The organism is Cellvibrio sp. ATLC23 (assembly GCF_057196725.1).
Genome location: NZ_JBXUOS010000001.1, coordinates 368,032 through 393,023, shown reverse-complemented (window position 1 = coordinate 393,023; position 24,992 = coordinate 368,032). Strand labels below are relative to the sequence as shown.

The 24,992-nt window shown below is 50.2% G+C and carries 19 protein-coding genes and 1 other RNA gene; 4 read left to right on the top strand and 16 right to left on the bottom strand.

Annotation, left to right across the window (positions count from 1 at the left end):
• Nucleotides 1–37: 37 nt before the first annotated feature.
• The 10 genes from AC2CG4_RS01600 to ffs form a co-directional block, all read right to left on the bottom strand.
• A complete protein-coding gene (locus AC2CG4_RS01600) occupies nt 38–505 on the bottom strand; it encodes a GNAT family N-acetyltransferase (protein WP_484484589.1) in 468 nt (155 codons plus the stop codon).
• 8 nt (nt 506–513) lie between these two features.
• Nucleotides 514–2,556, bottom strand: coding sequence for a VWA domain-containing protein (locus tag AC2CG4_RS01595; protein ID WP_484484588.1), 2,043 nt, complete (start codon nt 2,554–2,556; stop codon nt 514–516).
• Nucleotides 2,557–2,750: 194 nt separating this feature from the next.
• Nucleotides 2,751–3,236 (bottom strand): hypothetical protein, encoded by a 486-nt coding sequence (locus AC2CG4_RS01590; RefSeq protein ID WP_484484854.1) that lies wholly within the window; start codon nt 3,234–3,236, stop codon nt 2,751–2,753.
• A gap of 49 nt (nt 3,237–3,285) precedes the next feature.
• Entirely contained in the window at nt 3,286–3,729 is a 444-nt protein-coding gene (locus tag AC2CG4_RS01585) for a YcgN family cysteine cluster protein (protein ID WP_484484587.1), read from the bottom strand.
• A gap of 33 nt (nt 3,730–3,762) precedes the next feature.
• Entirely contained in the window at nt 3,763–4,059 is a 297-nt protein-coding gene (locus AC2CG4_RS01580) for a YcgL domain-containing protein (protein WP_484484586.1), read from the bottom strand.
• A 17-nt stretch (nt 4,060–4,076) separates the two neighbouring features.
• A complete protein-coding gene (gene rnd, locus AC2CG4_RS01575; protein ID WP_484484585.1) occupies nt 4,077–5,228 on the bottom strand; it encodes a ribonuclease D in 1,152 nt (383 codons plus the stop codon).
• A 5-nt stretch (nt 5,229–5,233) separates the two neighbouring features.
• Nucleotides 5,234–5,827: a recombination mediator RecR gene (recR, locus tag AC2CG4_RS01570; RefSeq protein WP_062065181.1), complete on the bottom strand. Its 594-nt coding sequence runs from the start codon at nt 5,825–5,827 to the stop codon at nt 5,234–5,236.
• A 109-nt stretch (nt 5,828–5,936) separates the two neighbouring features.
• Nucleotides 5,937–6,257, bottom strand: coding sequence for a YbaB/EbfC family nucleoid-associated protein (locus AC2CG4_RS01565; protein ID WP_484484584.1), 321 nt, complete (start codon nt 6,255–6,257; stop codon nt 5,937–5,939).
• 46 nt (nt 6,258–6,303) lie between these two features.
• Complete coding sequence (gene dnaX / locus AC2CG4_RS01560; protein WP_484484583.1) at nt 6,304–8,262, bottom strand: DNA polymerase III subunit gamma/tau; 1,959 nt, start codon at nt 8,260–8,262, stop codon at nt 6,304–6,306.
• A 173-nt stretch (nt 8,263–8,435) separates the two neighbouring features.
• Nucleotides 8,436–8,531, bottom strand: an RNA gene (gene ffs, locus AC2CG4_RS01555) — signal recognition particle sRNA small type.
• Between the two features lie 275 nt (nt 8,532–8,806).
• Here ffs and tpx point away from each other — a divergent pair.
• Nucleotides 8,807–9,304, top strand: a complete 498-nt coding sequence (gene tpx / locus AC2CG4_RS01550; RefSeq protein WP_484484582.1) for a thiol peroxidase — start codon at nt 8,807–8,809, stop codon at nt 9,302–9,304.
• A 62-nt stretch (nt 9,305–9,366) separates the two neighbouring features.
• Here the strand turns inward: tpx and AC2CG4_RS01545 are convergent, their stop codons facing one another.
• Complete coding sequence (locus tag AC2CG4_RS01545; protein WP_484484581.1) at nt 9,367–10,284, bottom strand: LysR family transcriptional regulator; 918 nt, start codon at nt 10,282–10,284, stop codon at nt 9,367–9,369.
• 262 nt (nt 10,285–10,546) lie between these two features.
• Between AC2CG4_RS01545 and metE the strand changes: the two genes are divergently transcribed.
• Together metE and AC2CG4_RS01535 are read left to right on the top strand one after the other, a co-directional pair.
• Nucleotides 10,547–12,973: a 5-methyltetrahydropteroyltriglutamate--homocysteine S-methyltransferase gene (gene metE / locus AC2CG4_RS01540; protein WP_484484580.1), complete on the top strand. Its 2,427-nt coding sequence runs from the start codon at nt 10,547–10,549 to the stop codon at nt 12,971–12,973.
• A 139-nt stretch (nt 12,974–13,112) separates the two neighbouring features.
• A complete protein-coding gene (locus tag AC2CG4_RS01535) occupies nt 13,113–15,494 on the top strand; it encodes a TonB-dependent receptor plug domain-containing protein (RefSeq protein WP_484484579.1) in 2,382 nt (793 codons plus the stop codon).
• A 35-nt stretch (nt 15,495–15,529) separates the two neighbouring features.
• Here the strand turns inward: AC2CG4_RS01535 and AC2CG4_RS01530 are convergent, their stop codons facing one another.
• From AC2CG4_RS01530 to AC2CG4_RS01515, 4 genes are all read right to left on the bottom strand, one after another.
• The gene (locus tag AC2CG4_RS01530) at nt 15,530–17,503 is read right to left on the bottom strand and encodes a TonB-dependent receptor plug domain-containing protein (RefSeq protein ID WP_484484578.1); all 1,974 of its coding nucleotides are present in this window, start codon (nt 17,501–17,503) and stop codon (nt 15,530–15,532) included.
• A 146-nt stretch (nt 17,504–17,649) separates the two neighbouring features.
• On the bottom strand, nt 17,650–20,109 hold the full coding sequence (locus tag AC2CG4_RS01525) for a two-component system response regulator (protein WP_484484577.1): 2,460 nt from the start codon (nt 20,107–20,109) through the stop codon (nt 17,650–17,652).
• Nucleotides 20,106–22,817, bottom strand: a complete 2,712-nt coding sequence (locus AC2CG4_RS01520) for a response regulator (RefSeq protein WP_484484576.1) — start codon at nt 22,815–22,817, stop codon at nt 20,106–20,108. Before AC2CG4_RS01520 ends, AC2CG4_RS01525 begins: the two co-directional genes overlap by 4 nt.
• A gap of 1 nt (nt 22,818) precedes the next feature.
• On the bottom strand, nt 22,819–23,310 hold the full coding sequence (locus AC2CG4_RS01515) for a YfiR family protein (protein WP_484484575.1): 492 nt from the start codon (nt 23,308–23,310) through the stop codon (nt 22,819–22,821).
• 324 nt (nt 23,311–23,634) lie between these two features.
• Between AC2CG4_RS01515 and AC2CG4_RS01510 the strand changes: the two genes are divergently transcribed.
• Entirely contained in the window at nt 23,635–24,489 is an 855-nt protein-coding gene (locus AC2CG4_RS01510; protein ID WP_484484574.1) for a 6-carboxytetrahydropterin synthase, read from the top strand.
• Between the two features lie 21 nt (nt 24,490–24,510).
• On the opposite strand, the gene AC2CG4_RS01505 is transcribed toward AC2CG4_RS01510, so the two are convergent.
• Complete coding sequence (locus AC2CG4_RS01505; protein WP_484484573.1) at nt 24,511–24,882, bottom strand: DUF6164 family protein; 372 nt, start codon at nt 24,880–24,882, stop codon at nt 24,511–24,513.
• Nucleotides 24,883–24,992 lie beyond the last annotated feature (110 nt).

The following is a 24,992-nucleotide window of genomic DNA, read 5'->3' as shown; positions in this document are numbered from 1 at the left end:
GTTGCCTCTCTCTATGGTGGGGATAAATATATTTGATTCAACCCTGAATAAATCCCATCAGCACCCAATCTCGCCCACGGGAGCGATAAGTCTTATAGGTGCGGAGAATGTCCTCAGGGCAATGTGCGGGATTTTGCGTAAACCCTAGTGTGCTATAAAAATCAGTTAAATGCGGCAGCGCAAAACAATAGCAACCCTGCGGCGCCAAATTCGGCAACAACTGCAGCATCAACCCTGTTGCTATGCCTTGCCCGCGCCAATCATTCACCACTAATAGGTTACGCAACCAAAAATGCCCCGAGCTTTGCGGCACTAAGCGAGCAGCCGCGATAACCCCCTTACTCTCGGCAGCAATAGCGTACACACGCTCTTTCGCACCACATTTTACTTTGTAACCCTGAGCGCGATAAAACCGATCAATCAGTGGATGGCTTTCTGGGTCAATGAGCCGAAAGCCGCTATATAGATCAGTCGTTGAGAAAGATGCAGTATCTTTTGCACTCATAGAGGAATTTATTTTTTATCGCCATCCGAATCGTCCATATTATCCAACGGAAATAAATTATCTGCCATCAAATCGTCCGGCATACTCATTTCTGAATCGGATGTTTCGGCATTTGGCGCCTCGGAGTTCGTCATCTCTCCGATGGGAATATGCTCCGTCTCATCATCTGCCACATCAATGGTGGTTTTTTTATCTGCATCCTTCTTCAAATTCGCTGTATCTGTGGTTAATGTTTTTTCAATCTCTGCTAATTCGTCTTTGCTGCCCTTGCCGGAAATTAAGCGATAGGCAAAGTAACCTAACAACACCACGATCAGATTGCCAATTCCCAAGCCAACGTATAACCACAGATTGCTGGGATTCTCTTCGGTGGGTTCTGCTGCAGGCTCTGCTTCAGACTCAACCGCAACTTCAGGTTCATTTGCAGCAGATTCCACCTTAGTCGGTTTGGGTGATGCTGCGGCCAACACAGTGGCCTCATCGGGAAAATAAAACTGATCGGCGTTAATCGTTTCACTTAAAGGGCTGCCATCAATATATTTTCCTTCGACCTGTAGCTCAATTTCATATTTAGCCGCCTGCATGGGCGCAAACGAAAACTCCCAATACTCTTTTGCAATCGTATTGAGTTTCTGCTCTAAACTTTTCTCTTTGGAATTTTTAATTTTTGCTATGACCTGAGTACTGGCAATATCAACTGTTTCCAAATCAGCAGCCAAGCGATAACTCCAAGTCTTTTTACCTGCTTGCTCAGATTGACTTTTCTCCAATTTAAACGCGGAATCAGTAATATTGAGATGATGAATATATTCGCGCTTAAAGGTCTTGCCATCAATAACAAGAGTGACGTCATACTCACCCTGCCCAGCAAAACCGTTTAACTCTTGCTGAAAAACTCCGTCTGCGGGCACAGCGTTAGTCAACTCAATTTCAGTAACCTCGTGAGAGGCCGGACTGGTAATCAGCACCTTTCCTGCCAACACACCAAGAAAATCTTTATTGGTAATGGTTTGATTATTTTCCTGAAAGGAGTAGACCAACCCCAATGATTGATTAGAACGGATATTACTTTTTAACGGCTGCACAATTAGTTGCAAATTACTAACCACTGTTACGCGACTGCCCGGATCCATATCCGTTTTGACTTTCCACTGACCCGGAACAGGCTTCTGTACGGTAATCAAATCGTATTTGCTGGTGCGATACCAGTTGACGTTATTTTTGGGGTCAGTATCGCTGTACTCCTTACCATCTGGCGCAACAATAATGGTGGATGGCACTTCTGCCTTGCGAAAAATCAGCGCGGTAAATTCTTGAATACTCGCATCGACCAGAAAACCATTTTCATCGAGCGGGACACGTTCAGCCGGTACGGCCTGATCAAAAATGCGTAAAAAAGTACTCATTAATTCATCGGCTGTCTCAGCTACTTCAAAAATACCGTCGGTGGCAAGCGACAGTTTTTTCATTAACTCATGATCTGCATCGGCAGAGAGGGCAATAGTGTGAATGCGATAATCTGATGCTTTTAAACGCGGCAACAATTCAGTCAGTATACGCTTGCGTTCATTTAAATTAACGACCGCCTCTTGGCTTACATCCACTACACCATCGGTGAGTAAAATAATATTGCGGCGATAATCTTTTGCAGGAGTTGCGTAATCTTCAGTCGCTTTTTCCAGTGCAGCGCCAATATTGGTAAACAGTGCCACCGAATTAATCGAAGTCGCTTTTTGGGCGCCTTCATTACGCCACTGTAGGTCAACCACTCGATGAAGCATCAGCATATTAACTGACTGACCAAAGGTCCAAAGCCCCGCTTTACTGTTGTCAGGCAAGAGCCGCACGATTAAATCCACTGCAGGTTTGCGCAAATTCTGTGGATCCGTTTTTTTCATGCTGCCGGAGATATCGATAATCACCCTGACGTCAGCAGGCAGAGGTTTGGCCTGCTCATTAGCCACAGCCGACGCTGCTGAAAAAAGCCCTGGCGCCAAAACTAAGACGATAAGTGTTAGTAGATGAATAAAATGTCGCATGAGAGTTTCCATAAGTAGTCACTCCAGCGCAAATGCAGCGGTAATCTGCCGCTTTTTTGTGCTGATATCGCCATTAGTTATAGCAGCTCACAGCTATTTCGCCATTTTGAGCATCAGCGAGACTTAGAAAAACGGAAGAGGAAAAAAGTAAAAAGCCAGCACTGAGGCTGGCTTTAATATCGCAAATCATTCAAACACACTGAGGGCTAACGAACCGCGCGTATCGGCTCTTCATGCATCAACTCATCCCGCGCCATTCGCTCTTCACGTGTTAAGGGGCGAGTAGAAGCGCGGCGCGCACTCTCGGCGTACTCCTCATCATAGTGACGCTCTTTGGTATGTTTTTGTCGATGAACAGCTTGCGGTTGCGCCTGACTGCGATTACGGGTCAGCAATTGATAAATAAGTGATAGCACCAAAGTTCCAATCCAAAGCCCTAACATCACTTTCAATACCGGCTTGATCGCAATAAAGCCGCCCTCCATGAAGCCGAATAACAGCGTATAAACCGCGGGCGCCATGGTCATGGTTTCCGCATCAACGGCATAAGGAGTGAATAAAATTACCATCACGGTGATTACCACAAAATGCACCCATGCACGACCAGCGCGGCGAAATAGCAACCAAGCGGCGAGGCTGCAACCGACGGCACCGAACAGGTACATCATCCAAGCATATTGATAGTCAGTCATACTTTCCACGAACAAGTCTCCTCACGCCCCTAATCAGGCTCTTAGCCGGTTAATTGACCCAACGCACAACATGATCTTCCAGATCATCTGGATTCACGCTATTTTCATGCACCACCCTGCCGCGCACTGATATACCCGCCGTGTGCACCGATTCAACATCACCCGAAATCAGTGGATGCCAGTCAAATAGCGGAATTCCTTCGGCCACCAAGCGATAAGCGCAGGTTTCTGGCAACCAGTAAGTTTCTTTTACAGATTCAGGCGACAACACCGCGCAAGCCTCTACCAAGCGCTGGCGCTCAGTGTATTCCTGACAACGGCATGTGTCATGATCCAAATAGCGACAGGCGACATTGGTGTAATACACCGCGCCATCGTCTTCATCTTCTAATTTATGCAGGCAGCATTTACCACAACCATCGCAGAGGGATTCAAATTCCTCCGCTGACATTTGCTCTAGTGTTTTTGCTAGCCAAAAAACCTGTTGTGCCATGATCTTTCCAAGTGGGTAACAAAAGTATCCGAATTATTGACCAGACAATTTTGAATTGAGCGCACGCAAACGCTCAGCTTCCGGGTCGCGTTCATTGCGCGGTGGCAATTGTAAATAAAATCCCTGTGACTCCAAGCTTTCCGCTACTTTATCTACGCTGGCATGGGCCAGTTTTTTACCCGGTGTTAATAACAGCACCATCGCCTGCTGCGGTTTACCAAAAATCTTTAACAGCTCCTCTGGCACCTTGGTTAAACCCTCTTCTTTTTTTACGTAGAGGTACATACCTTCTTCTTTGGGGCTGCGGTAAATTTCACAAATAATTTTCATAGCCAATATCCGCTGCGTTAATGTGTTTCAGTGTGTGGTGATTGAGAGCTCACCAAATTAAGCAGCCCCTCCCCGATCAACGCAAAGCGCCAACCCAACAGCCGTTCCGGTAATTGGTATTGACCGCCATGCATGCCCGAGCGCACTAAATATTCATAATCCTTTTTACGGATTAATACTTCCGGCGGTAACTGCGCCTGCTCTGCATATTCACGCACATAATTTTTGAGTGTTTTCATCAGTGGCCCTTCGCTCTGCGCCAAGGGCGGATCGAGACGCGCAGGCCAACTGGATTCATTTAGCTCAAGCGCATCGCGCACAATCTGTAAAATTGTGTCAGCGTCGTTTTTTAATGTGCGCGATGGAATATCCGCCACTTTGGCCAGGTGCGCTACATCCTGAATTCTTTTACGGGCGATTTCCCACAGCGATGGCTCTTTAATCAAACGATTGCGCGGCAGGTCGCGCGCGCGCGCTTCGCGTTCACGCCAAATGCATAACTGCTTTAAAATCGCCAACTCTTGTGGGCGCAGCTTCCAAGCAAATCCCACTTTTTGATAAGCATCGCTGTAATCATCTGTTTTGCGTGCATTGGTTACCAAGTCGGCACAATCGCTTTTGACCCACTCCAAACGCTCGCTGGTTTTAAGCAGTTGCAATAATTTTCCGTACACAATCAACATGTGTGCAACATCCAATGCAGCGTAATTTAATTGCGCCACACTGAGCGGGCGCTGCAACCAATCGGAGCGGGTTTCATCTTTGGGGATTTCGATCGTTAATAGACTTTTAACCAATCCCGAATAGCCCAGGCTAAAGCCCAAACCGGCAAACGCGGCGGCGATTTGTGTATCAAACAAAGGCGCGGGCACGATACCCAACCAACGTTGAAATACTTCCAAATCTTCCGAACAGGAATGCAGCACTTTGGTTACCGCAGTGTCGAGCATCAGCTCGCGCAGCGGCGCAAGATTTTGTATCGCCAGCGGATCAATTAAATAGCAGCCTTTGCCATCGCCGATTTGCAGCAGACCCGCGATTGGATAAAAGGTATCGCTGCGCATAAATTCGGTATCCACCGCAATTGCCGCTTGTTGACGCCAGGTAGCGCACAACTCGGCTAATTGATCGTCCTGATCAATCCAGATTGGTTCACTCGGAATTAGCATTAAGATTACAAACTTCTGCGAGAGGAAAAGGCATGAGCAAGTGTACCGCCGTCGATAAATTCCAACTCGCCACCGAGTGGAACACCATGGGCAATACGCGAAACAGTCACATTTAAATTTTTGGCGCGCTCACTAATGTAATAAGCAGTCGCCTCACCTTCTACGGTGGGATTGGTTGCAAGAATCACTTCGGTGATCGGTTCTTGTTGCAACAAACTAATTAATTGATCAACACCTATATCTTCAGGGCCGATACCATCGATCGGCGACAAATGACCGAGCAACACAAAATATTTCCCCTGATAAGTGCCCGCCTGTTCAATCGCTAACACATCACCCGGGGTTTCAACTACGCAGAGCAAACTGTTGTCGCGGCGATTATTCGCACAAATACCACAGTGTGTTTGCTCGGTGAGCGTGCGGCAGCGTTGACAGCGGCCAACCCCCTCGACAGCTTTGTGCAAACTCTGGGCAAGACGCTCGGCGCCCGCGCGGTCGCGCTCTAACAAATGCAGCGCCATTCGCTGGGCAGATTTGGGGCCCACGCCGGGTAAACAGCGCAAGGAAGCCATAAGGTCATCGATTAGCGGGCTGAACATTCAGTTTCCAATTTTGTAGGGGCGCCGCTTGCTGCGCCCTAATGTTGTGTATTTTTTTGGGCGCAGCAAGCAGCGCCCCCACAATTTAAATAGGCGTAGCGCCCCACAATCAAAATGGCATTTTGAAACCCGGTGGAATACCCATGCCGGATGTCATTTTCTCCATTTTTTCACGGCTTTGCATTTCAATTTTACGCACCGCATCATTCACTGCGGCAGCCAATAAATCTTCCAACATTTCTTTGTCTTCAGTCATCAAGCTTGCATCTATGTTCACGCGTTTTACATCGTGGCGGCCAGTCATTACTACACTGACTAAACCCGCACCGGCTGAACCGGTGACTTCTGCTTTGGCCAAGTCTTCTTGCATCTTCTGCATATTGGCTTGCATTTCTTGTGCTTGCTTCATCAAATCGCCAAGACCTTTCATAGCATCCCCTTTCGTCAAATAATTAAATGAATGAAATCATCAAATATTAAATAGGTTGTATTGTTTCTTCGCGCAGCGTCGCATCAAATTGGGCAATCAATTGCTGCACTATAGGATCATTGTGGATTGCGTTGATAGCATCTTGCAGACGCTCCTCGCGCAAACGAATTGCCATCGCCGCTGGCGTTTCAGCGGTAATATCACCCAGCTGGATATGGGCGCGCACCTGTTCGACAAAATAATCGCTGAGCAAATCGGCAAGACGTTGTTCATGACTTGTGTCGTACAGGGTGCTGTTGTTTTTATCCAATACAAAATAAAAATCATTGCCCTGACGCTGGGTCATCTGGCAGTTCGCCACGGTACTTTGCAAAATACCGGTCACACCCAAACCTAAATAAATTTCAGTCCAATCAGCTGGGCTGGCTTGCTCATAGGGCACCTTGCGCAGTGTTTTTGGCGCAGGCGCTTTAGCAGGTTCAGCTACATGTTGTACTGCAGTAGGAGTGACTTCCGGGATTGCCGCCGCTGTAACTACCGGCGGCTGCGCCGCCTCAGGCTTTTTTGGTTCATTTACCTCGGGCGCGGCGGCAACTGGTGCTTCGTAGTACGCTGGCACTGGCTCGTATTCATCTTCCTCGGCAGGCACGTAGTCATCAGTCGGAACATCGCCGTATCCCGCTTCGATCACCGGCGGGGCGGATGCAGCCGGTGCAGATTGTGGAGCAGAACTGGCAGCCGAAGCCGGAGCAACAGGTGGCGCAGCTTCAACCACTGGAGCAACTGCAACAGGTGAGTTAATGACTTGTGGCGCGGGAGCCGGAGCGGCCACTGGCACTGCAACAGCAGCTGCAGCTGCAGCGGCGGGTTTAATCTGTGTAGTTGATTGTGGCAATGCTTGCGTGGGTACTTCCATTACACCCTGCGGCTTAAAGGCCAACATACGCAGCAATACCATTTCAAATCCGGCGCGGGGATCGGGCGCGAGCGGTAAATCGCGGCGGCCTAATAAAGCGGTTTGATAAAACAGCTGTACATCTTCCGATGGCAATTGCTGTGCGAGTTGCATAATGCGCTCGCGATCACCGTGGCTGTTGTCTACCGCTTCCGGCAGCGCTTGGGCAATCGCAATACGGTGCAATACCGCCAACATTTCTGCGAGCGCACTGGCGTAATCCGGCGCCTGCTCGGACATCCGCTCCACTGCCGCCAATACCGCACGGCCATCCAATGAAACCAACGCGTTAACTATGTCGTAAACCGCAGTCTGGTCGATGGTACCAAGCATGGTGCTGACTTCGGCATCGGTAATTTTGCCTGAACCATAGGCGATAGCTTGATCGGTCAGGCTCATTGCATCGCGCATACTGCCGTCGGCAGCGCGGCCAAGATGCCAGAGTGCCGACTCTTCAAACGGCACTAGCTCTTCGTTCAACACAAACTTCAGGTGTTGCACGATCCGCTCGGGGTTCATGTTTTTAAGATTGAATTGCAAACAGCGCGACAAAATTGTCATAGGCAACTTTTGCGGGTCAGTCGTCGCCAGCAAAAACTTTACGTGCGGCGGTGGCTCTTCCAAGGTTTTCAGCAGTGCGTTAAAACTGCTGTTAGAGAGCATGTGGACTTCGTCGATCAGGTAAACCTTGTAGCGACCGCGAGTCGGTGCGTACTGGACGTTTTCCAGCAATTCGCGGGTGTCTTCCACCTTGGTGCGCGAGGCCGCATCCACCTCGATTAAATCAACAAAACGACCTTCGGCGATTTCGCGGCAGCTGGAACATTGGCCACAGGGCTCCGAGCTAACACCGGTTTCGCAGTTCAAGCATTTGGCGAGAATCCGCGCGATAGTGGTTTTACCCACCCCACGAGTACCGGTAAAGAGATAGGCGTGGTGCAAGCGGTTGTGATCCAGCGCATTAATTAACGCCTGCAGGACATGCTCCTGCCCTACCATTTCGCGGAACACTCTTGGGCGCCATTTACGCGCCAGAACTTGATAGCTCATGCCGATTGCTGCTCTCTCGTCAAAAAGGAGGCGGTTTGCCAAAAACAGGGCGCGATTATAGCGGCCAATGGTGGAAATAGACACCAACGGACAAGCAGGCAAACGAGGATGAGTCGCCAGAGTAACCGGCAATGAGACCTGAAAATGAACAAAGGGGGAGGATTAGGTGGCAATCTAACCAGCCACACCCCGGCACATGACTTACTGCTACCGTTGCTCCCTTCCGGGCCTGGCGGGGTTTACAGATCGTCATTGCGAGGGGACCGGCTAGATCACCATTGCAGCTTGCTAACACTTTTACCTGATTAAAACCGGTAGAGGCCAACGCAAGAGGCGCGCATTATCATCACTTTGCCCTGCTAATGCAAGGCGCAATTTTGCAAATTAAACCCTGGTGAGCGAGAGCAATCGCTTGTTATTAAAAGATTTTATTGCAGTGGCGCCCATTGCAATTTCTTTTTTCGCCACTATCAACTAGGCTTCACACACACTTTTTACGACAAAAAGCAAAACAAACCCATCCCCATCGTCTAGGAGCATCACAATGGCAACAGTCACCCTCAAAGGAAATCCATTCAACACCAATGGCAATTTGCCTGCTGCAGGCAGCACAGCACCCGCATTCAAACTGGTTAAAACGGACTTATCAGAAGTTTCCTCAGCGGATCTCGCTGGCAAGCGTGTGGTATTGAATATTTTCCCGAGTGTTGATACCCCAACCTGCGCACAATCTGTTCGCACCTTTAATGCTCAAGCAAGCGCATTGGAAAATACCGTTGTGGTGTGTGCATCACAAGACCTGCCCTTTGCTCTGGCACGCTTCTGCGGCGCAGAAGGTTTGGACAAAGTGATTCCAGCCTCGGCATTCCGCTCCGATTTCGCGGCTGATTACGGCGTAAAACTGGTTGATGGCCCACTGACCGGCTTGACCGCTCGCGCCGTTGTCGTACTGGATACTGAAGGCAAAGTTTTACACTCTGAATTGGTTAGCGAAGTAGCACACGAACCAAACTATGACGCAGCGTTGAAAGTATTGGCATAAACCAAAACAATTCACCGACTGCTTCACCCGCGCCAGCTATAGCTGGCGTTTTTGTATTTGCGTTAACCAACCTGCACCACCCCCTGTAAATTTTTTAAACAATGCGCTTTAGCCAGCTGCAAAAAATCCTGCACAAAAGGTTTACTCAACTGCTCTTCACGCACTGCTGCATACAGAGTAGGCCAGATCCCCTCCTTCCCGGCCGAGCGCACACTGATTAACCCCTGTGCCACATACTCATCCAACACCCAGTTAGGTAAGGCACAAACACCGCGCCCACTGGCCACCAACTGCACCATCATCAAGGTTAATTCAGATGTTCGTATGGCTTTGGGTTCAATGCCGGAAGGCTCCAAAAATTGTTTAAACACATCCAGGCGATTGCGCGCGACGGGATAACTAATTAGCGTTTGATCGGCTAAATCCTCTGGCTGTAAAAATTTCTTTGCAACTAAAGGATGATTATTCGCCAGCGCAATTTGCATTTCGTAGCTAAACAGCGGTACGTATTCCACCCCTTTAATCGCCTGCGGATCAGAGGTGATGACTAAATCTATATCGCCCTGCGCCAGAGCAGGCAGAGGTTCAAAAGTAAAACCGCCGGAAAAATCCAATTCAATGCCCGGCCATTGATTGCGATAAATATCAATCGTCGGCATCAGCCAGTTAAAACAGCTGTGGCACTCAATCGCCATATACAAGCGCCCCGCCTCACCGTGCACGAGTTTTTTTACATCGCGCTCCGCTTCGCTGACTTTGGCCAACACTTCTTCAGCCAATAACAAAATACGCTTACCGGCTTCACTGAAGCGTAAAGGGCGACTTTTGCGGATAAACAACTCGCACTCCAAACGCGACTCCAACTCCTTGAGCTGATGCGAAAGTGCCGATTGAGTAAGGAACAAACGCTCAGCGGCTTCCACCAGGCTGCCACTTTCGCGCAGGGCAATCAGGGTTTTTAAATGGCGAATTTCGATCATGGGGGGCTCCGTAGGTTGCTGGTGAACTTGCGAACCGCAACATGTCCATCTTGCCCCGCAAACCAAAAGGCAAAATAAAGCATTGAATACAAGTCGCCCCAGCTGGGTAAACAGTTGTGTTGCGGTTCCTTCCTCACCAGCAACCTACCAACGATACATTAATAAAATTCATGTTTAAACTGAAAATTACCAGTTTGATTCATATTAAGCCCTGCGGAACAATGGCCTCACTTTCCAATTGAATCGAAAAAGGTAATTTCACATGAGCCAACACATCACCACACACAATCTGGGTTTTCCCCGTATCGGCGGCGACCGCGAACTAAAAAAGGCGCAGGAAGCCTATTGGCGCGGGGAGATAGACCAGGCGCAGCTTGAGCAAACCGGCCGCGAATTGCGCAAAGCCCACTGGCAATTACAGGCCGATGCGGGTTTGGATTTAATCCCCACTGGCGATTTTGCTTGGTATGACCAGGTGCTGACGCTCTCGGCTACGCTCGGCAATATTCCGGCGCGCCATCGCAAAACGGCGGCGGCAGCAAAGGGGTACAGCCACCATAACCATCTCGCTTGCTGCCCACAGAGCGATTACCCAGTGCATGAATTTGCGACCACACCCTGTACCGATATAGATCTGGACACCCTCTTTCGCGTCGCCCGTGGCCGCGCGCCAACCGGTAATGCAACGACGGCATCGGATATGACCAAGTGGTTCGATACCAACTACCACTATCTGGTACCGGAATTTCACTTAGGCCAAACCTTTCAGCTGAGCTGGACCCAAATTATTGATGAAACTGCCGAAGCCATCGCCTTGGGCCATAAAGTTAAGCCGGTCATTCTTGGGCCGCTGAGCTATTTATACCTTGGCAAAGAAAAAGGCACAGAGTTTGATCGTTTTGATTTGCTGGAAAAACTCCTACCCGCCTATCAACAACTGTTGACCGCATTGGTCGCCACCGGCGCGAGCTGGGTGCAAATTGATGAGCCAATTTTGGTGCTGGATTTACCCGCAAAATGGCAGCGCGCGTTTGAGTCGGTTTACAACCGCTTGCAGCACCCGAAATTAAAATTGTTGCTCGCCACTTATTTCGGCGCACTCGGCGATAATTTATCAACCGCCGTGAATTTACCCGTAGCCGGTTTACACATAGATGTGGTGCGCGCACCGGAGCAATTGATCAGTGTCATCGACCGTTTAGCTGCACATAAAATTGTGTCGGTCGGTGTTGTCGATGGTCGCAACATTTGGCGCAATGATTTAGAGAAGTCACTCGGCGTATTAAAACAAGCACAAGAGCGATTGGGTGATCGTTTGTGGATTGCCCCCTCTTGTTCACTGTTGCACTCGCCAGTTAATTTGGAACGCGAAGAAAAATTAGCGCAGGATATTAAAAGCTGGTTTGCCTTTGCCAAACAAAAAGTGCAAGAAGTGGTCAATTTAAAAACCCTGCTGACGCGCCCGTTTGATGCCATAGCGCAAGAGGCATTAGCGGCCAGCAATGCGGCGGCACAAGCACGTTTGAGCTCCAGCAAAATTCACAACCCGGAAGTACAAACACGCTTACAAGCCATTAAACCAGAACAGGCACAGCGCCAATCGGTATTTGCTGAACGCATCGTTAAACAACAAGCTTTGTTGCAACTACCGGCCTTCCCCACCACCACCATCGGCTCATTTCCGCAAACCGACTATATCCGCCAAACCCGCAGTGAATTTAAACAGGGAAAAATTAATGCTGTGGAATATGACAACCGCATCCGTCAGGAAATTGCGGACTGCATCGCCAAACAGGAACAGCTGGATATTGATGTGTTGGTTCACGGCGAAGCCGAGCGCAATGACATGGTGGAATATTTTGGTGAGCAATTAAATGGCTATGCCTTTACCCAATTTGGCTGGGTGCAAAGTTATGGTTCGCGCTGCGTAAAACCACCGATTATTTTTGGCGATGTATCGCGCCCCACCCCCATGACGGTGAGCTGGGCGCGCTATGCCCAATCGCTCAGTAAAAAACCGGTCAAAGGCATGCTCACCGGTCCGATCACCATGCTGTTTTGGTCTTTTGTGCGCGACGACCAACCCCGCGCCACCACCGCGCTGCAAATTGCCTTGGCACTGCGCGATGAAGTAATCGACTTGGAAACGGCAGGTATTCAAGTCATCCAAATTGATGAGCCCGCCATTCGCGAAGGTTTACCGCTGCGCGAAAAAGATCGCAAAGATTATTTAGCCTGGGCTGTCAACGCCTTCCGTATTGCCGCCAGCGGCGTGCAGGATGAAACCCAAATTCACACACACATGTGTTACTCGGAATTCAATGACATCATCCAAGCCATTGCAGATTTGGATGCGGATGTGATCACCATTGAAACCTCCCGTTCCGATGGCGAATTGCTGCAGGCGTTTGAACAATTTCATTACCCCAATGATATTGGCCCGGGCGTTTACGATATTCACTCGCCGAATATTCCTGAAGTTAACACCATGGTGAATTTGCTCAAACGCGCAGCGCGTGAAATTCCGGCAGAGCGCTTATGGGTAAATCCGGATTGCGGTTTAAAAACTCGCCGCTGGCCGGAAACTGAAGCGGCCTTAGCGCGCATGGTGGAAGCCGCGAAAATTTTGCGTGCGGAATATAAAACCAGCGGAACAACTAAACCCATCAAAAACGCTGAATTTGCTTAAGCCTTAACCCCCTGCTCATGGATGAGCATTTTTTAATCGGGACTTTATTTTTCATCAGTTCAGCGTTTTAATTTGCGTGATGGTCATGGGTGCTCAATACTAAACAGATAACCTCACAATAAAATTACACCATGGCCAGATGAAAAAATTATTACCCCGCATTTTTACCCTTTATACGCTTATTGGCCTTGGTGCTAATGTCGCGGTAGCGTCTAACGCAGATGATGATTATTTCGCCCTGTCCTTGAAGGACCTTTTAAACATAAAGATAAATACCGGTAGCTTGATCGAGGCAGCAGAAAAAGAATCCGCTGCGGGTATAACCATTATCGACAAACATGAAATTGCTCTTTCCGGGGCGAAAAACCTTGCCAATCTGCTTGAGCAACATGTACCCGGCCTGCTACTAATGACCCACTCTGAAGGCGACAAGATCGGTTTGCGCGGGCAAATTGCGGCGGAGAATTACAAGTTACTCCTGCTAATTAACGGCAAAAATATCACCAACTACGTCTATGAAGGTGTCATTACCGAAATCGATCAATGGGAGCTGGGCGATATAGAGCGAGTAGAAGTGATTCGCGGCCCAGGCTCGGTGACTTATGGAACCGGTGCGGTAGCGGGTGTTATCAATATCATCACCAAAACCGCCAGTATCGACAAACCCACATTTTCCGTGGGGCTAGCGCGCAATGATACGTATCGCAGCGACGGTATCAATCTGCAATACAACAATCGCTATGATCAATTAGGGGGATATGGGTTTGTCTCTTATCGCACAAGCGATGGCCTGAGTAACCCCGATTACCGCACTATGAATCCGGCTGAGCCTTCGGATATTCGCTATACCGGCAAAGGCACCTCAGCAAATGCGGGGCCGCAGGATTATTTGGCCGACACCTTTGGCCGCCCACAAATCAAAGCACATTTGGGTGTGGATTTTGGTGAGAATTTTAAAAGTTGGCTGCGCTACACTCAAGCAGGGCAAACACGAGCGCTTAGAGAGAAATCCTACCGTTTAGATGGCACGGGCGACCCCATTGCAGCGATCAATGGCCGCGGCCATCAAACACGCAGTTTGGCGATGTCAGCTGAATATAACTTGCCCATCTCCGATATATCGTCGTTTACCTCATCCTTAACACTGGATTCGCAAGAGTACATTCGTTACGACTTCAGCAACCGCCAATTCGACATGGATAGCAGCAACAACATTAGAGATTATGCGTTTGCCCAAGATCGCCTACGGGCCGTTTTTATGTACGACCAACAGCACAGCGACGTATTTAACAGTGTTATTGGCTATGAATATTCTGCCATTGCAATCGGCGCGCCCTGGGGTAAAAGCGACGACTACCTATGGATCAGGGAAGGGGTAGATATCATCAGTGACGCGAATACCAGCGTTTACTTACAAAACACATCCTTGAGTGGCAGACCCAATCGTAGCAAGTTGGAACCCGTTGGGGATGGCTTGGATTTTCACACCCATTCGCAGCTGCTCGAAGCTAACTATTTATTGTCCGGCACACACAAGTTGATTTACGCCCACCGGCTTGATTTCTCTGATGTAGCAAAACAAATGTATTCACCGCGTTTGTCGTTGGTATCTAACTTCAACAGCAATAACACCTTGGTCAGCACCCTGCAGCGCGCCCAACGCATGATGCCCCTGCGCGCGCAATATTTAAGCGATAAAAACGGTGACAATTCAAAAAATGAAACGCTCGACAGCCTGGAGCTCTCTTACACCAATACCAGTCTGCAGAGCATAGTTCTTAACTTACGCGCTTATTACAACGAGATCAGTGCAGTTGGCTACACCGGAGAAAGGCTCGAACTCTTAAGTGAAATGGAATTATTTGGGCTTGAATTCGACGCCAGCTATAAAAAAAATCAGGTCACACTGAGTGTCAATCACACTTATCTTGACCCGCTCGACGTAACCATGAACCCAGACTTAAAAACTGGCCGTGCGCGCAACAACATCTCCTTTTCCGACTATTACTACAACACAACAGGCAGTGTGCCAATCTTACTTGAGAGCTATGGCGACGGCCTGAACAACTGGCCGACGAATATCACCAAGTTGTTGTACACCCATGCGTTCATCAATAATCGCCTGAAGTTTCATCTGAATGCCCAAATCAATTGGGATTTTGATGGTTCCTACGACGAGATGAAAATGTATCAACGTGCCTATGACACCTTTGATACCAACGCGCTTTCTGCTGCTGGCCAAGCCGCCTTTGCGCAACAAAAAGCTAATTTTGAACGGGAGCGCTATCTACTGGATCAAGAAGACGCATTTGGTATGGATTACAACCTGAATGCCTCCATCACCTATTTGTGGGCGTTTAATCAGGATACGGATGTGCTGATTAAGCTCAGCGCGGAAAACCTGCTCCATTCCAGCAAGCGTTATAACGTCAGTACCGGTTCAAGCCGATACTACCCCGAGCGGTTAGAATATTTAGAAAAACCTGAAGCCTATAGCTTGTCGCTACAAGTGAACTTTTGAGTGGCGGATAAAGTAGTCAACTAGCGCGAGCAGAATTAAAACCGCCATTGCACCTCGACCATCAATTCCCGCCCGCGATTGGGAATGCCATCGGGCTTACCCAAACCTTGTGAGGGTGTTACGTAATCCTCGTCGGTGAGATTTTTGAGGTGCACATTCAGTTCATACCCCTGATTAAATTCATAGCGCCATTTGCTGTTAAACACCCAGAAACTATCCAACGTTTGCCAGCTGGCATTGGTGATTAAGGTTTCGCGCTGAGCCTGATAAAAACCGGTCAGATTCCAATTCCAGCGCGCGGCTGAATAATTAATTTCTAGTGCGCCCAACTGCTCCGCCTCGCGAAAAGCGCTGTCGGGCAAATTCATCTGGGTGTAACTGGTACGCAAAGACCAACTGCTTGACAGCTCCTGCATCCATTCAAGCTCCAGCCCTTGGCTCTGCTCTCTGGCACCATTTTCATAGGTACGGGCGTTGCCTGAAAAGGCAGTCTCTATGGGTTTTTCATAGCGATTTTGAAAAAGCCCCAGGCTAAGGCTGGTAGATTGCCAATTGCCCATGAGAATGAGATCCCAGGTTTTCACAATTTCATGGGTTAGATCCGGGTTGCCAAACAACAGCGGATTATTCAGCAACCCCGTTTCAGTCAGCGTGGGGGCTCGAAACGCTTCACCGTATAACAGCTTGAGGCTGTAGGTATGATTGAGCTGCTCGACCAACCCTAAACGAGGACTAAAACGGCTGGTGATATCAGGGTAGTCGTCATAGCGCCCGCCTAGGGTCAAGCGAGTGCTGGGGCGCAGGTTGCGCAGGTATTGGGCATAGATACCGATGTTATCTTGCGAATCTTCAGCACCTAAAGGGAATACTTTGCCCTCTTCGCCATAATAGGTAATGGGAAACTGACCTTTAGTCAGTTGCGCCAAATTAAAATTGGTTCGCGCACGGGCATTCGTCTCTTCATGCTGCGCCCACTGCAAGCCCCATTGAGCACTGGAATCTGCATCTATCGACCAGTCATTACTGAAGGTAATACGCCAACTATCACCGGCTAACCGTGCATCGCCCTTAAAGGGTTCCGCGCTGCTGGGGCTGCTTACTCGTGCCAACGCCCCCGGTCCAGTGAGGTATAGTCTGAAGTCATAAATAAATTGCTGATAACTCACAGCCAGCTTTGATTGAGTATCGGGCAGCCAGCTAAACTCCTGATCCAAGGCCAGATGCACCAATTCACGTTCGCTGGCGTTAAAGCCATTGCCGGTATTATCCGACAGATAAAAATCCTCTGTGTCTGTACGGCTGTAGGAGAAGTTAACGTTGGTTTGTGCACGGCTAAATGCCAGATCAGCAGCCAGTTGTTGCCGGGGGTCACGGGTTGCAAGCGGTAGCTTGTTAAAGCTATCCGCCACCACATAATCGTCCCCGTTGTCTTTATAGGCATGGATAAATCCATCCAGCGCCCAATCACCCACACTTGTTGACCACAAACTTTCTAGCTGTCGCCGCTGTTGGGAGCCATAACCCAGCGCAATGCTTTTTTGTTGTTTGCGGGTGACTATATTGATCACCCCGTTAAACGCTGAACTCCCGTAAATAGCCGAGCCTGGGCCGCGGATTATCTCTAAGCGCTCCACCCGCGCCAGTGGATAGAGCGGCAAGGTAATATCGGGGCTACCGGCGCGAGGGTCATTCACCACATGGCCGTCAATTAATAACAACACCTCGAGCGATTGCTGGGTTAAACGCCGCCCTCTGGCACTGTAGGTATAAGCCACCCCAGTGCCGGCATTGCGATTAAATTGAAACCCGGGAACCAGATTGAGTAACTCGTAGAGATAATCCACCCCCATCCGTTCAATTTGCTCATGGGTGAAGATAGAGACTGCGGCAGGAACGGTTTTGCGTGATTCTGCCGTCAGGGTAGAACCTGTAACCGGCACATCCAGCAATTGCTCGAGCGTTAAGTCAAGGTAGGCGAGATCGTCAGCACGACTGGGGCTGACAAGCAAACAAAAGAGAGCCGTCCCCACCCCCAGGGATCGCAATTGACACAGGCAACCAATGTTCCAAGTGATCATCACAACTTCTCCCTCTGTGTCATCAAGACTAGTAGATGAAACACATAACTACCAGCACCAGCCCCTCACGACTATTATTAAACACCGGTCCATCGCCGAATCCAGATTTGAAACTCTTCTGGTGGCAGGGGCTTGGAGTAATGATATCCCTGCATCAAGCGACAACCTTGCTGCTCCAGTAGTGCCAATTCTTCTGCCGTTTCCACTCCCTCGGCGATGGTATCCATCCCCAGAGAATCCGCGAGGCGAATGATTGAACTAACGATAGCGAGCGAAGCGCTATCGGTCTGCATATCGCGCACAAACGATTGATCAATTTTGAGGATATTGACGGGCAGGCGGCGCAGATAGTTAAGGCAGGAAAAACCTGTACCAAAATCATCAATGGCAATGCGATAACCCTGATCGCGGAAGGCTTGCAGAACCTGAATAGAGACCTCCATATCACTCATCAACATGGATTCAGTCAACTCTAACTCTAGTGAACTGGGCTTGGTGCCTGCGGCTGCCAGTAGCCCCTGCACTTCCGCTAAAAATCCCGCTTGATGAAATTGCAATGCGGAAATATTGACGCTCACCACCATGTCGGTAAACCCGGCCTGATGCCATAGATTAACTTGCCGCGCCGCTTCGGCGATGACCCACGCGCCAAGCGGGATAATCAGGCCAATTTCCTCGGCCAGTGGAATAAAATGATTGGGCGGCACCAGCCCGCGTTCAGGGTGGCGCCAGCGCACCAACGCCTCCGCACCGTACAGTGTTTTACAGCCCGCCATAATTTGCGGCTGATAATGCAATTCAAATTGCCCCTGCTCCAACGCGGAGCGCAAATCGTATTCCAGCTTCAATCGATCCAACGTGCGTGCGTTCAGTACCGGAGTATAAAACTGATAATTGTTGCGCCCTTTTTCTTTAGCCAAATACATCGCCGCATCGGCATTTTTAATCAATGTATTGGGGTTATCACCATCATCGGGATACACCGCAATACCGATGCTCGGACTCAAATGCAGTGGCATATCTTCCAAAATGTAAGGCAACAGTAATTCTTCGCGCAGCTTAATCGCCACTTCCACCAAGCTGCGTTCGTTGCGCATGCGCGGCAGCAAAATCACAAACTCGTCACCACCCAAGCGCGCAACCGTGTCGTCGGTGCGCACTGCAGCGCTCAAACGCGCGGCAGTCTGACGCAAAATTTGGTCGCCTGCAGCATGCCCAAGGGAGTCGTTAATATTTTTGAAGCGGTCGAGATCGATAAATAAAATACCCACTTTTTCGCCGCGCCGTTTGGCGGTGTTGATCGCCATATCCAAACGATCATTAAGCAGTGCGCGATTAGGTAATTCGGTCAAGCTGTCGTGATGCGCAAGAAAATCGATCCGCTCACGGGATTTTTTACGCTCGGAAATATCGCTAAAAATCGCAATGTAATTTTCCGGTTGCCCGTCTTCGTTCAGGACTTGGCTAATTGAATACCAGGTAGGAAACTTCTCGCCATTTTTGCGTTTGTTAATCAACTCCCCCTGCCAATGCCCACGCTCTTTAAGGATATGTACCAAGTTGCGGAAAAAACTGTGCGAATGCAGACGAGCACCCACTGTGGCGGTATCAACCCCCAGCACCTCGCCCTCGGTATAACCGGTTATTTTTTCATAGGTTTTGTTAACTAAAATAATATTCAATTGCGCATCGGTAATCAGAATTGCCTCGTTGCTGCCTTCAAATACTTTGCCCCACAGGCGTAACTCGGCCTCCTGCTGTTTGCGCAGAGTGATATCGCGGACCACCATCACTACTTCATCTTGCTCGCGCAGTATTACGCGCGCCTCCCAAGTGCGCGGCCGCTGCTGGGATTGCGACCAGTCAAACTCCACCAACTGCTCACCCTTGCCGGCAAAAACCCGGCGAATTTGCGGTGCCAAAATACGGTACACCGGACCGGGTAAATGGCCGTCACCCGTCGCGGGATCATAAATGACCCACTCTTCCATCTCATTTACATAGGCACCAACTTGCATATCAATCACATGCCCATCGCGATCGATACGCAGGATAATGTCGGGAATCCCGGCCAATAGCGCACGGGTTTTGCCCTCGCTGATACTGGCGTCGTTAAGCGCTTGTTTGGCGCGCAAAATAAACTGGATGCGGTAGGGCAAGGTGCCCCAACTCACCGGTTTAGTAATGAAGTCGGTCGCACCGGATTCGTAAGCCTGATGAATGGAGTTGATATCGTCCAACCCCGTTACCATAGCGATGGGTAAATCGCGCCCATGGGGCTGCGCCAGAAACTCGCGGCAGAGGCTATAGCCATCGCCATCGGGTAACAGCACATCCAGCAAAACAATGTCGGGTTTGCGCTCAGTAAAACAGGCCCGGGCTGCAGCACAGTCAGCGGCTTCCATCACTTGGTAACCCGCCCGCTCCAGCGTAATACTGGTGGTCAGACGCGCGGCTTCATCGTCTTCAACAACCAATACGCAGGCACCGGCGCCCGCCTCCGGCAACGCAATGCCGGTAGATTCATATTCTTTCAATTACTTTGCTCCCCTCGCTCCAGTTCAGCGAGCCCTTGCAGCGATAAACCGTAAAGTATTTGGATACTTTGCAACTGTTGTTCGGCATTCTCCAGATTACCTTGGCGCGCCTGCGCTTCGCAGCCGCGACAGGCGGATGCCAACTCCAACAAACCCAGATTGGCGGCGCTGTTTTTGAAGTTATGTGCCGTTTTGTACAACAGCTCAGCATCGCGCTGGGCGACGGCCAACTCAAGTTGGGCAAGCAATGGCGGGCTGCTGCTACGAAACAAACCGATAATGCGCGGTAATAGCCCTTCGCGCAGTTCGCGCAGTTGGCGAATGACTTGTTGATCGATCTCTACTGGCGCGCTGATCGAAGGAATTGGCGCAACAGGTGTAGTGCTCACCACCGACTCAGGTTGCTCAACCTGCACTTTGCGCTTGGGCAGCCAGCGCGCTAGCAGTTCATGCAGTTGTTCCTGGGAGAAAGGTTTACTGAGGTAATCATCCATACCTTGTGCGAGGCAGTGTTCACGATCACCACTGATCGCATTGGCAGTCAGCGCAATAATAGGCACCGAGGGTAAACCCTGTGTTGCTTCGCGCTGGCGAATGCTGGCGGTTGCCTCGAAACCATCCATGATCGGCATTTGGCAGTCCATCAACACCACATCAAATTGTTCGACCTGCAGTGAATCAACTGCCTCCTGACCATTGTTGACGATTTTCAGGCTCACCCCCACGCGTTGCAGCATGGCATTCGCCACTTCCTGATTGACGGGATTGTCCTCGGCCAGAAGTACCCGCCCTGCCAACTTATTAGCGATCGGGCGTACACCGGATACAGGTTCAGGCTTAGAAAATTTGCGGGTTAAGTCGCCGGCAATTATCTGCGCGATCAGATTGTGCAGCTCCGATTGACGCACCGGTTTCAATAGCATTGGCGCTCGCTCTGACACCTCGGGGCGCGCGGCCATACCGGCAGAGCTAAGCACTATAACGGCCAAGTGATTAAAGCGCGCATCGGCCGCAATCGCATCCAGCAATTGGCCACCATCCATTTCAGGCATGCACCAGTCGGTCAGCATCAACTCAAAGGGTGTGCCATCCAGCGCGTGTTGCTGTAATAGAGCCAAGGCTTCAGGAGCGGATGCAGCCATCACCGGCGCCATACCCCAGGACTTCAGCCAATACTCCAGAATTTCGCGGTTGGTTGGATTGTCGTCCACCACCAAGGTAGGCAGCAGGCCAAAACCAGCGGCCAATTGATAATCCCGAGGGTCATTGACTTTTTGCAGCGTCAATTGAAAATGAAAATAACTCCCCTTGCCCGCCTCGCTGTGCAGCTGTATATCCCCCCCCATCAACTGCGCCAAACGCTGGGAGATGGCCAACCCTAAACCCGTGCCGCCGTATTTGCGCGCCATGGAAGAATCCGCTTGAGTAAAAGATTGAAAAAGCCGCGCTTGCTGCTCCAAACCTATGCCGATCCCAGTATCGCGCACACCAAATTCCAACTGCACCAAACCGTCCTGTTCGGCCAGCAATTGAACATCAACCTCCACTTCCCCGATTTCGGTAAATTTGATGGCATTACTCAAGAGATTGGTAAGGATTTGCCCCAAGCGCGCCGAATCTCCCACCACCGACATAGGCGGCAAAGGTGTTTTACACAATAACTCCAGCTGCTTTCCCTGGGCGATAGGCGCGTAGCGTTCGGCAATATCCTCCACCAACAAATTCAGTTGGAACGGCCGACACTCCAGTTCCAGCTTGCCCGCTTCGATTTTGGAGAAGTCGAGTATATCGTTAATGATGAGCAATAAATCTTCACTGGAACGCCGGGCAACGCGGGCGAAACGTTTTTGTTTGGCATCTAGCTCGGTGTCCATCAACAGACCCGTCATGCCCATGATACCGTTGAGCGGCGTGCGGATTTCATGGCTCATGACCGCAAGAAATTCACTCTTGGCTCTGCTGCCAGCCTCTGCTTGTTCCCGCGCGGTTTCCAACTCGATGGTGCGCGCAAAGACCCGCTGCTCCAGCAACTCCTGATTGAGGCGCAGCTCGCTATCCTGTGCCTCAATACGATCCAGCATAGCGTTGAAGCGGTTCGTTAATTGGCCGACTTCATCGCGCACAACCGGTTCGGGCGCGCGCTCGTGATACCTCCCCTCACGGCCAATTTTCTGCGCCAACTCACTAAGATTGCCCAGAGGGCGCAACACCGACGAAATCAGCGCCCAAGTGAGCAGCCCACAGACAAGTAACGCAACCAACGCAATAAGCAAAACCCAAATCACCTGCCCGTAAAATTGGGTCCGCAATGGGGCGAGCGTGACGTCCAGCTCTAACTGCCCGAGATGCTCACCCTCCCAAAACACCTTGGCAATCATTTGCTCATCGCTGGAGATGGGTTTCTGTTGTGGGATCTGGTACTGGGCAAGTAACTGGTCATCTTTCAGCCGCAGGCGCGCTGCCAAAACCTTGGATTCGACCCGCAGCGCCGCGAGAGTTTGTTGCGCCGCATCGGTATCGGTAAACATACTCGGCGCGGCCAAATTAAGTGCCGTGGCTTCCGCCAAAATCTGCAGCTGGTTTTTTACCTGGTGGGAAATGTAGTTGTACTGCTGCCACGTACTCGCCAGCGCAGCACCCAATACCGCGATGCTGGTTAATAACATCGCCAGTAAACTGATCTTGCGCGCAAGAGATGCTTTTCTCATCTTAATGCACCCTCTCTTTACGCTTCTTCGCCAACTTGAGCAGTTGGCTACTCACTTTGACTCCCGCGTGCTGTATGGCCTTCTCATTGATCACGAACTCGATCCGATTATCTGCCGTGCGCTGCAGCGATATGCCAACCCGTGCATCATTCGCATCTGCCTCATCAACAACCAATAACACTCCCGCAGGAAAAGATTCAGGCAGTTCAAAGTCTGCCCCCGAATAAGGGACATAAAGCAACTGACAAGTATCGAGTTGCTGTGATACATCGCTGGACGAATCAATATGCACGACCTGAATACGCCGCTTTTGGTACTGTTTGTCATCCAACTGCGCCAACGACTGACGGGTTACATCCTGCGCATTTAACGCGCATAGTCTGAAGTGCTGATTGCCGGACGCTGGCCACTCAATAAACTTGAGGAAGTTATAAACAAACGCTACCCGTAAACCCGCCTCCGATGCCTGAGCTGACGCAACCAAACAATGCATGCAGAGAAGTATGCCTACCCCCCATCGCAGCATTAATTTGTCAGCCAACCTCACTCGTCCCAAAACCAAGCAACCTCCCCCTGATACCCGCCTCATGCGTGTTATCAGCCAAACCAAACCTGTGCGGCTATGGTTAACAGAAACCAAATAAAGAAACAGAACAGCGCTGTTAGTAAATCAGTGCCTTGAGAATAGCCCAGAGTTTAAAGCTTAGCGAAAAAGTGTATGGAATCATGCGCATGGAAAACGCAGCGGGGCGAACACGCAATCGACCCCAAGTGGTATCATGCCACCCCTCTCTGAACTAACCCGAATGGCCTTTTTATGTTGTTGTTTGTCGATAACCTCACCAATGTCGATTTCAGTTTCCTCGATCCGCAGCGCGGTTTGCTGGGAGAAACCTGGCTGGCTAATGTGCAATTACACGGCGAGCTGGATGAACAAGGCATGGTGTGCGATTTCGGCACCGTCAAAAAAGTCATGCGTCACTGGCTGGATACTGAATTAGATCACCGCTTGGCGGTGCCGGTGCACTCACCCAATATCCGCATTGAAGAAGAGGGCGAATTCCTGCACATCCACTGGCAATTTGGCAGCGAGGGCGAATTTCTCAGCACTCGCTCCCCGCGCGATGCCATTGCCCTGGTAGATGCCGAAGTGCTCACCCAAGAGAGCATTGCCGCTTGGTGTATCACCCAGCTCAAACAACAATTTCCCATGAGCGTAGCGCGCTTGGAGTTGACCTTCACGCTGGAGGCAATGGACGGTGCCGCCTACTACCACTACAGCCACGGTTTGAAAAAACATTTGGGCAATTGCCAACGCATTGCTCACGGCCATCGCTCGCGCATTGATATCTGGGCCAATGGCAAAAAATCGCCCGTACTGGAACAGCATTGGGCTGATGCATGGAAGGATATCTACTTGGGGACGCGCGAAGATCTAACCGGCCAACCGCAACATGCCGGGGTGAGCTATTACCAATTTAACTACGAGGCGGAACAGGGGCCGTTTGCGATCACCCTGCCACAGCGCTGCTGCTATTTAATCGATACCGACACTACAGTCGAATTTATCGCCCACCATATTGCACAAAAAACCCGGCAGGATAATCCCGAATCTTTTATTCGCGTGAAAGCCTACGAGGGCATTAACAAAGGCGCGATTGCCGAGGCCTGATGCAATCTGCGCAATGTCATTTTAGGGATTGCGCAGCAACATCAGAAACGGAATGAGCGTTAAACCCGCAACAAAAATAATCGCCAGCGCCGATGCAATAAACCGAATCGGCTGCGCACAAAACACTTGCCACACACTCGGCACCTGCCCAGCCTCGACCAACTGCGCATAATTTTGCTGCTGGCGAAGAGAGCGCTCAGCTTGATACGCCTTCAGCAGCTCCCGCGCCTGCTCTTCTTGCGTGCCATCTGCCAGCCAAATTGCATCCAAGCCCACACGGAAGAATCCAGCATCGGTTTCGTAAAATTGAATCTGGTGTTCATTTAACAACGCGCGAATGTCCGCCGCTTCGTCATCAGGTACTTGCGCGAGTTTGAATAGTAATCTGGCCATAATGTCCGGTTAATTTGATGGTTGACGGCGTAAGGTGCGCAGGATAACAGTGTTGGGCGCGGCAAGCAGAGGAGAATTGCTCTGTATGGAGGCTCCGCTTGCTGCGCCCG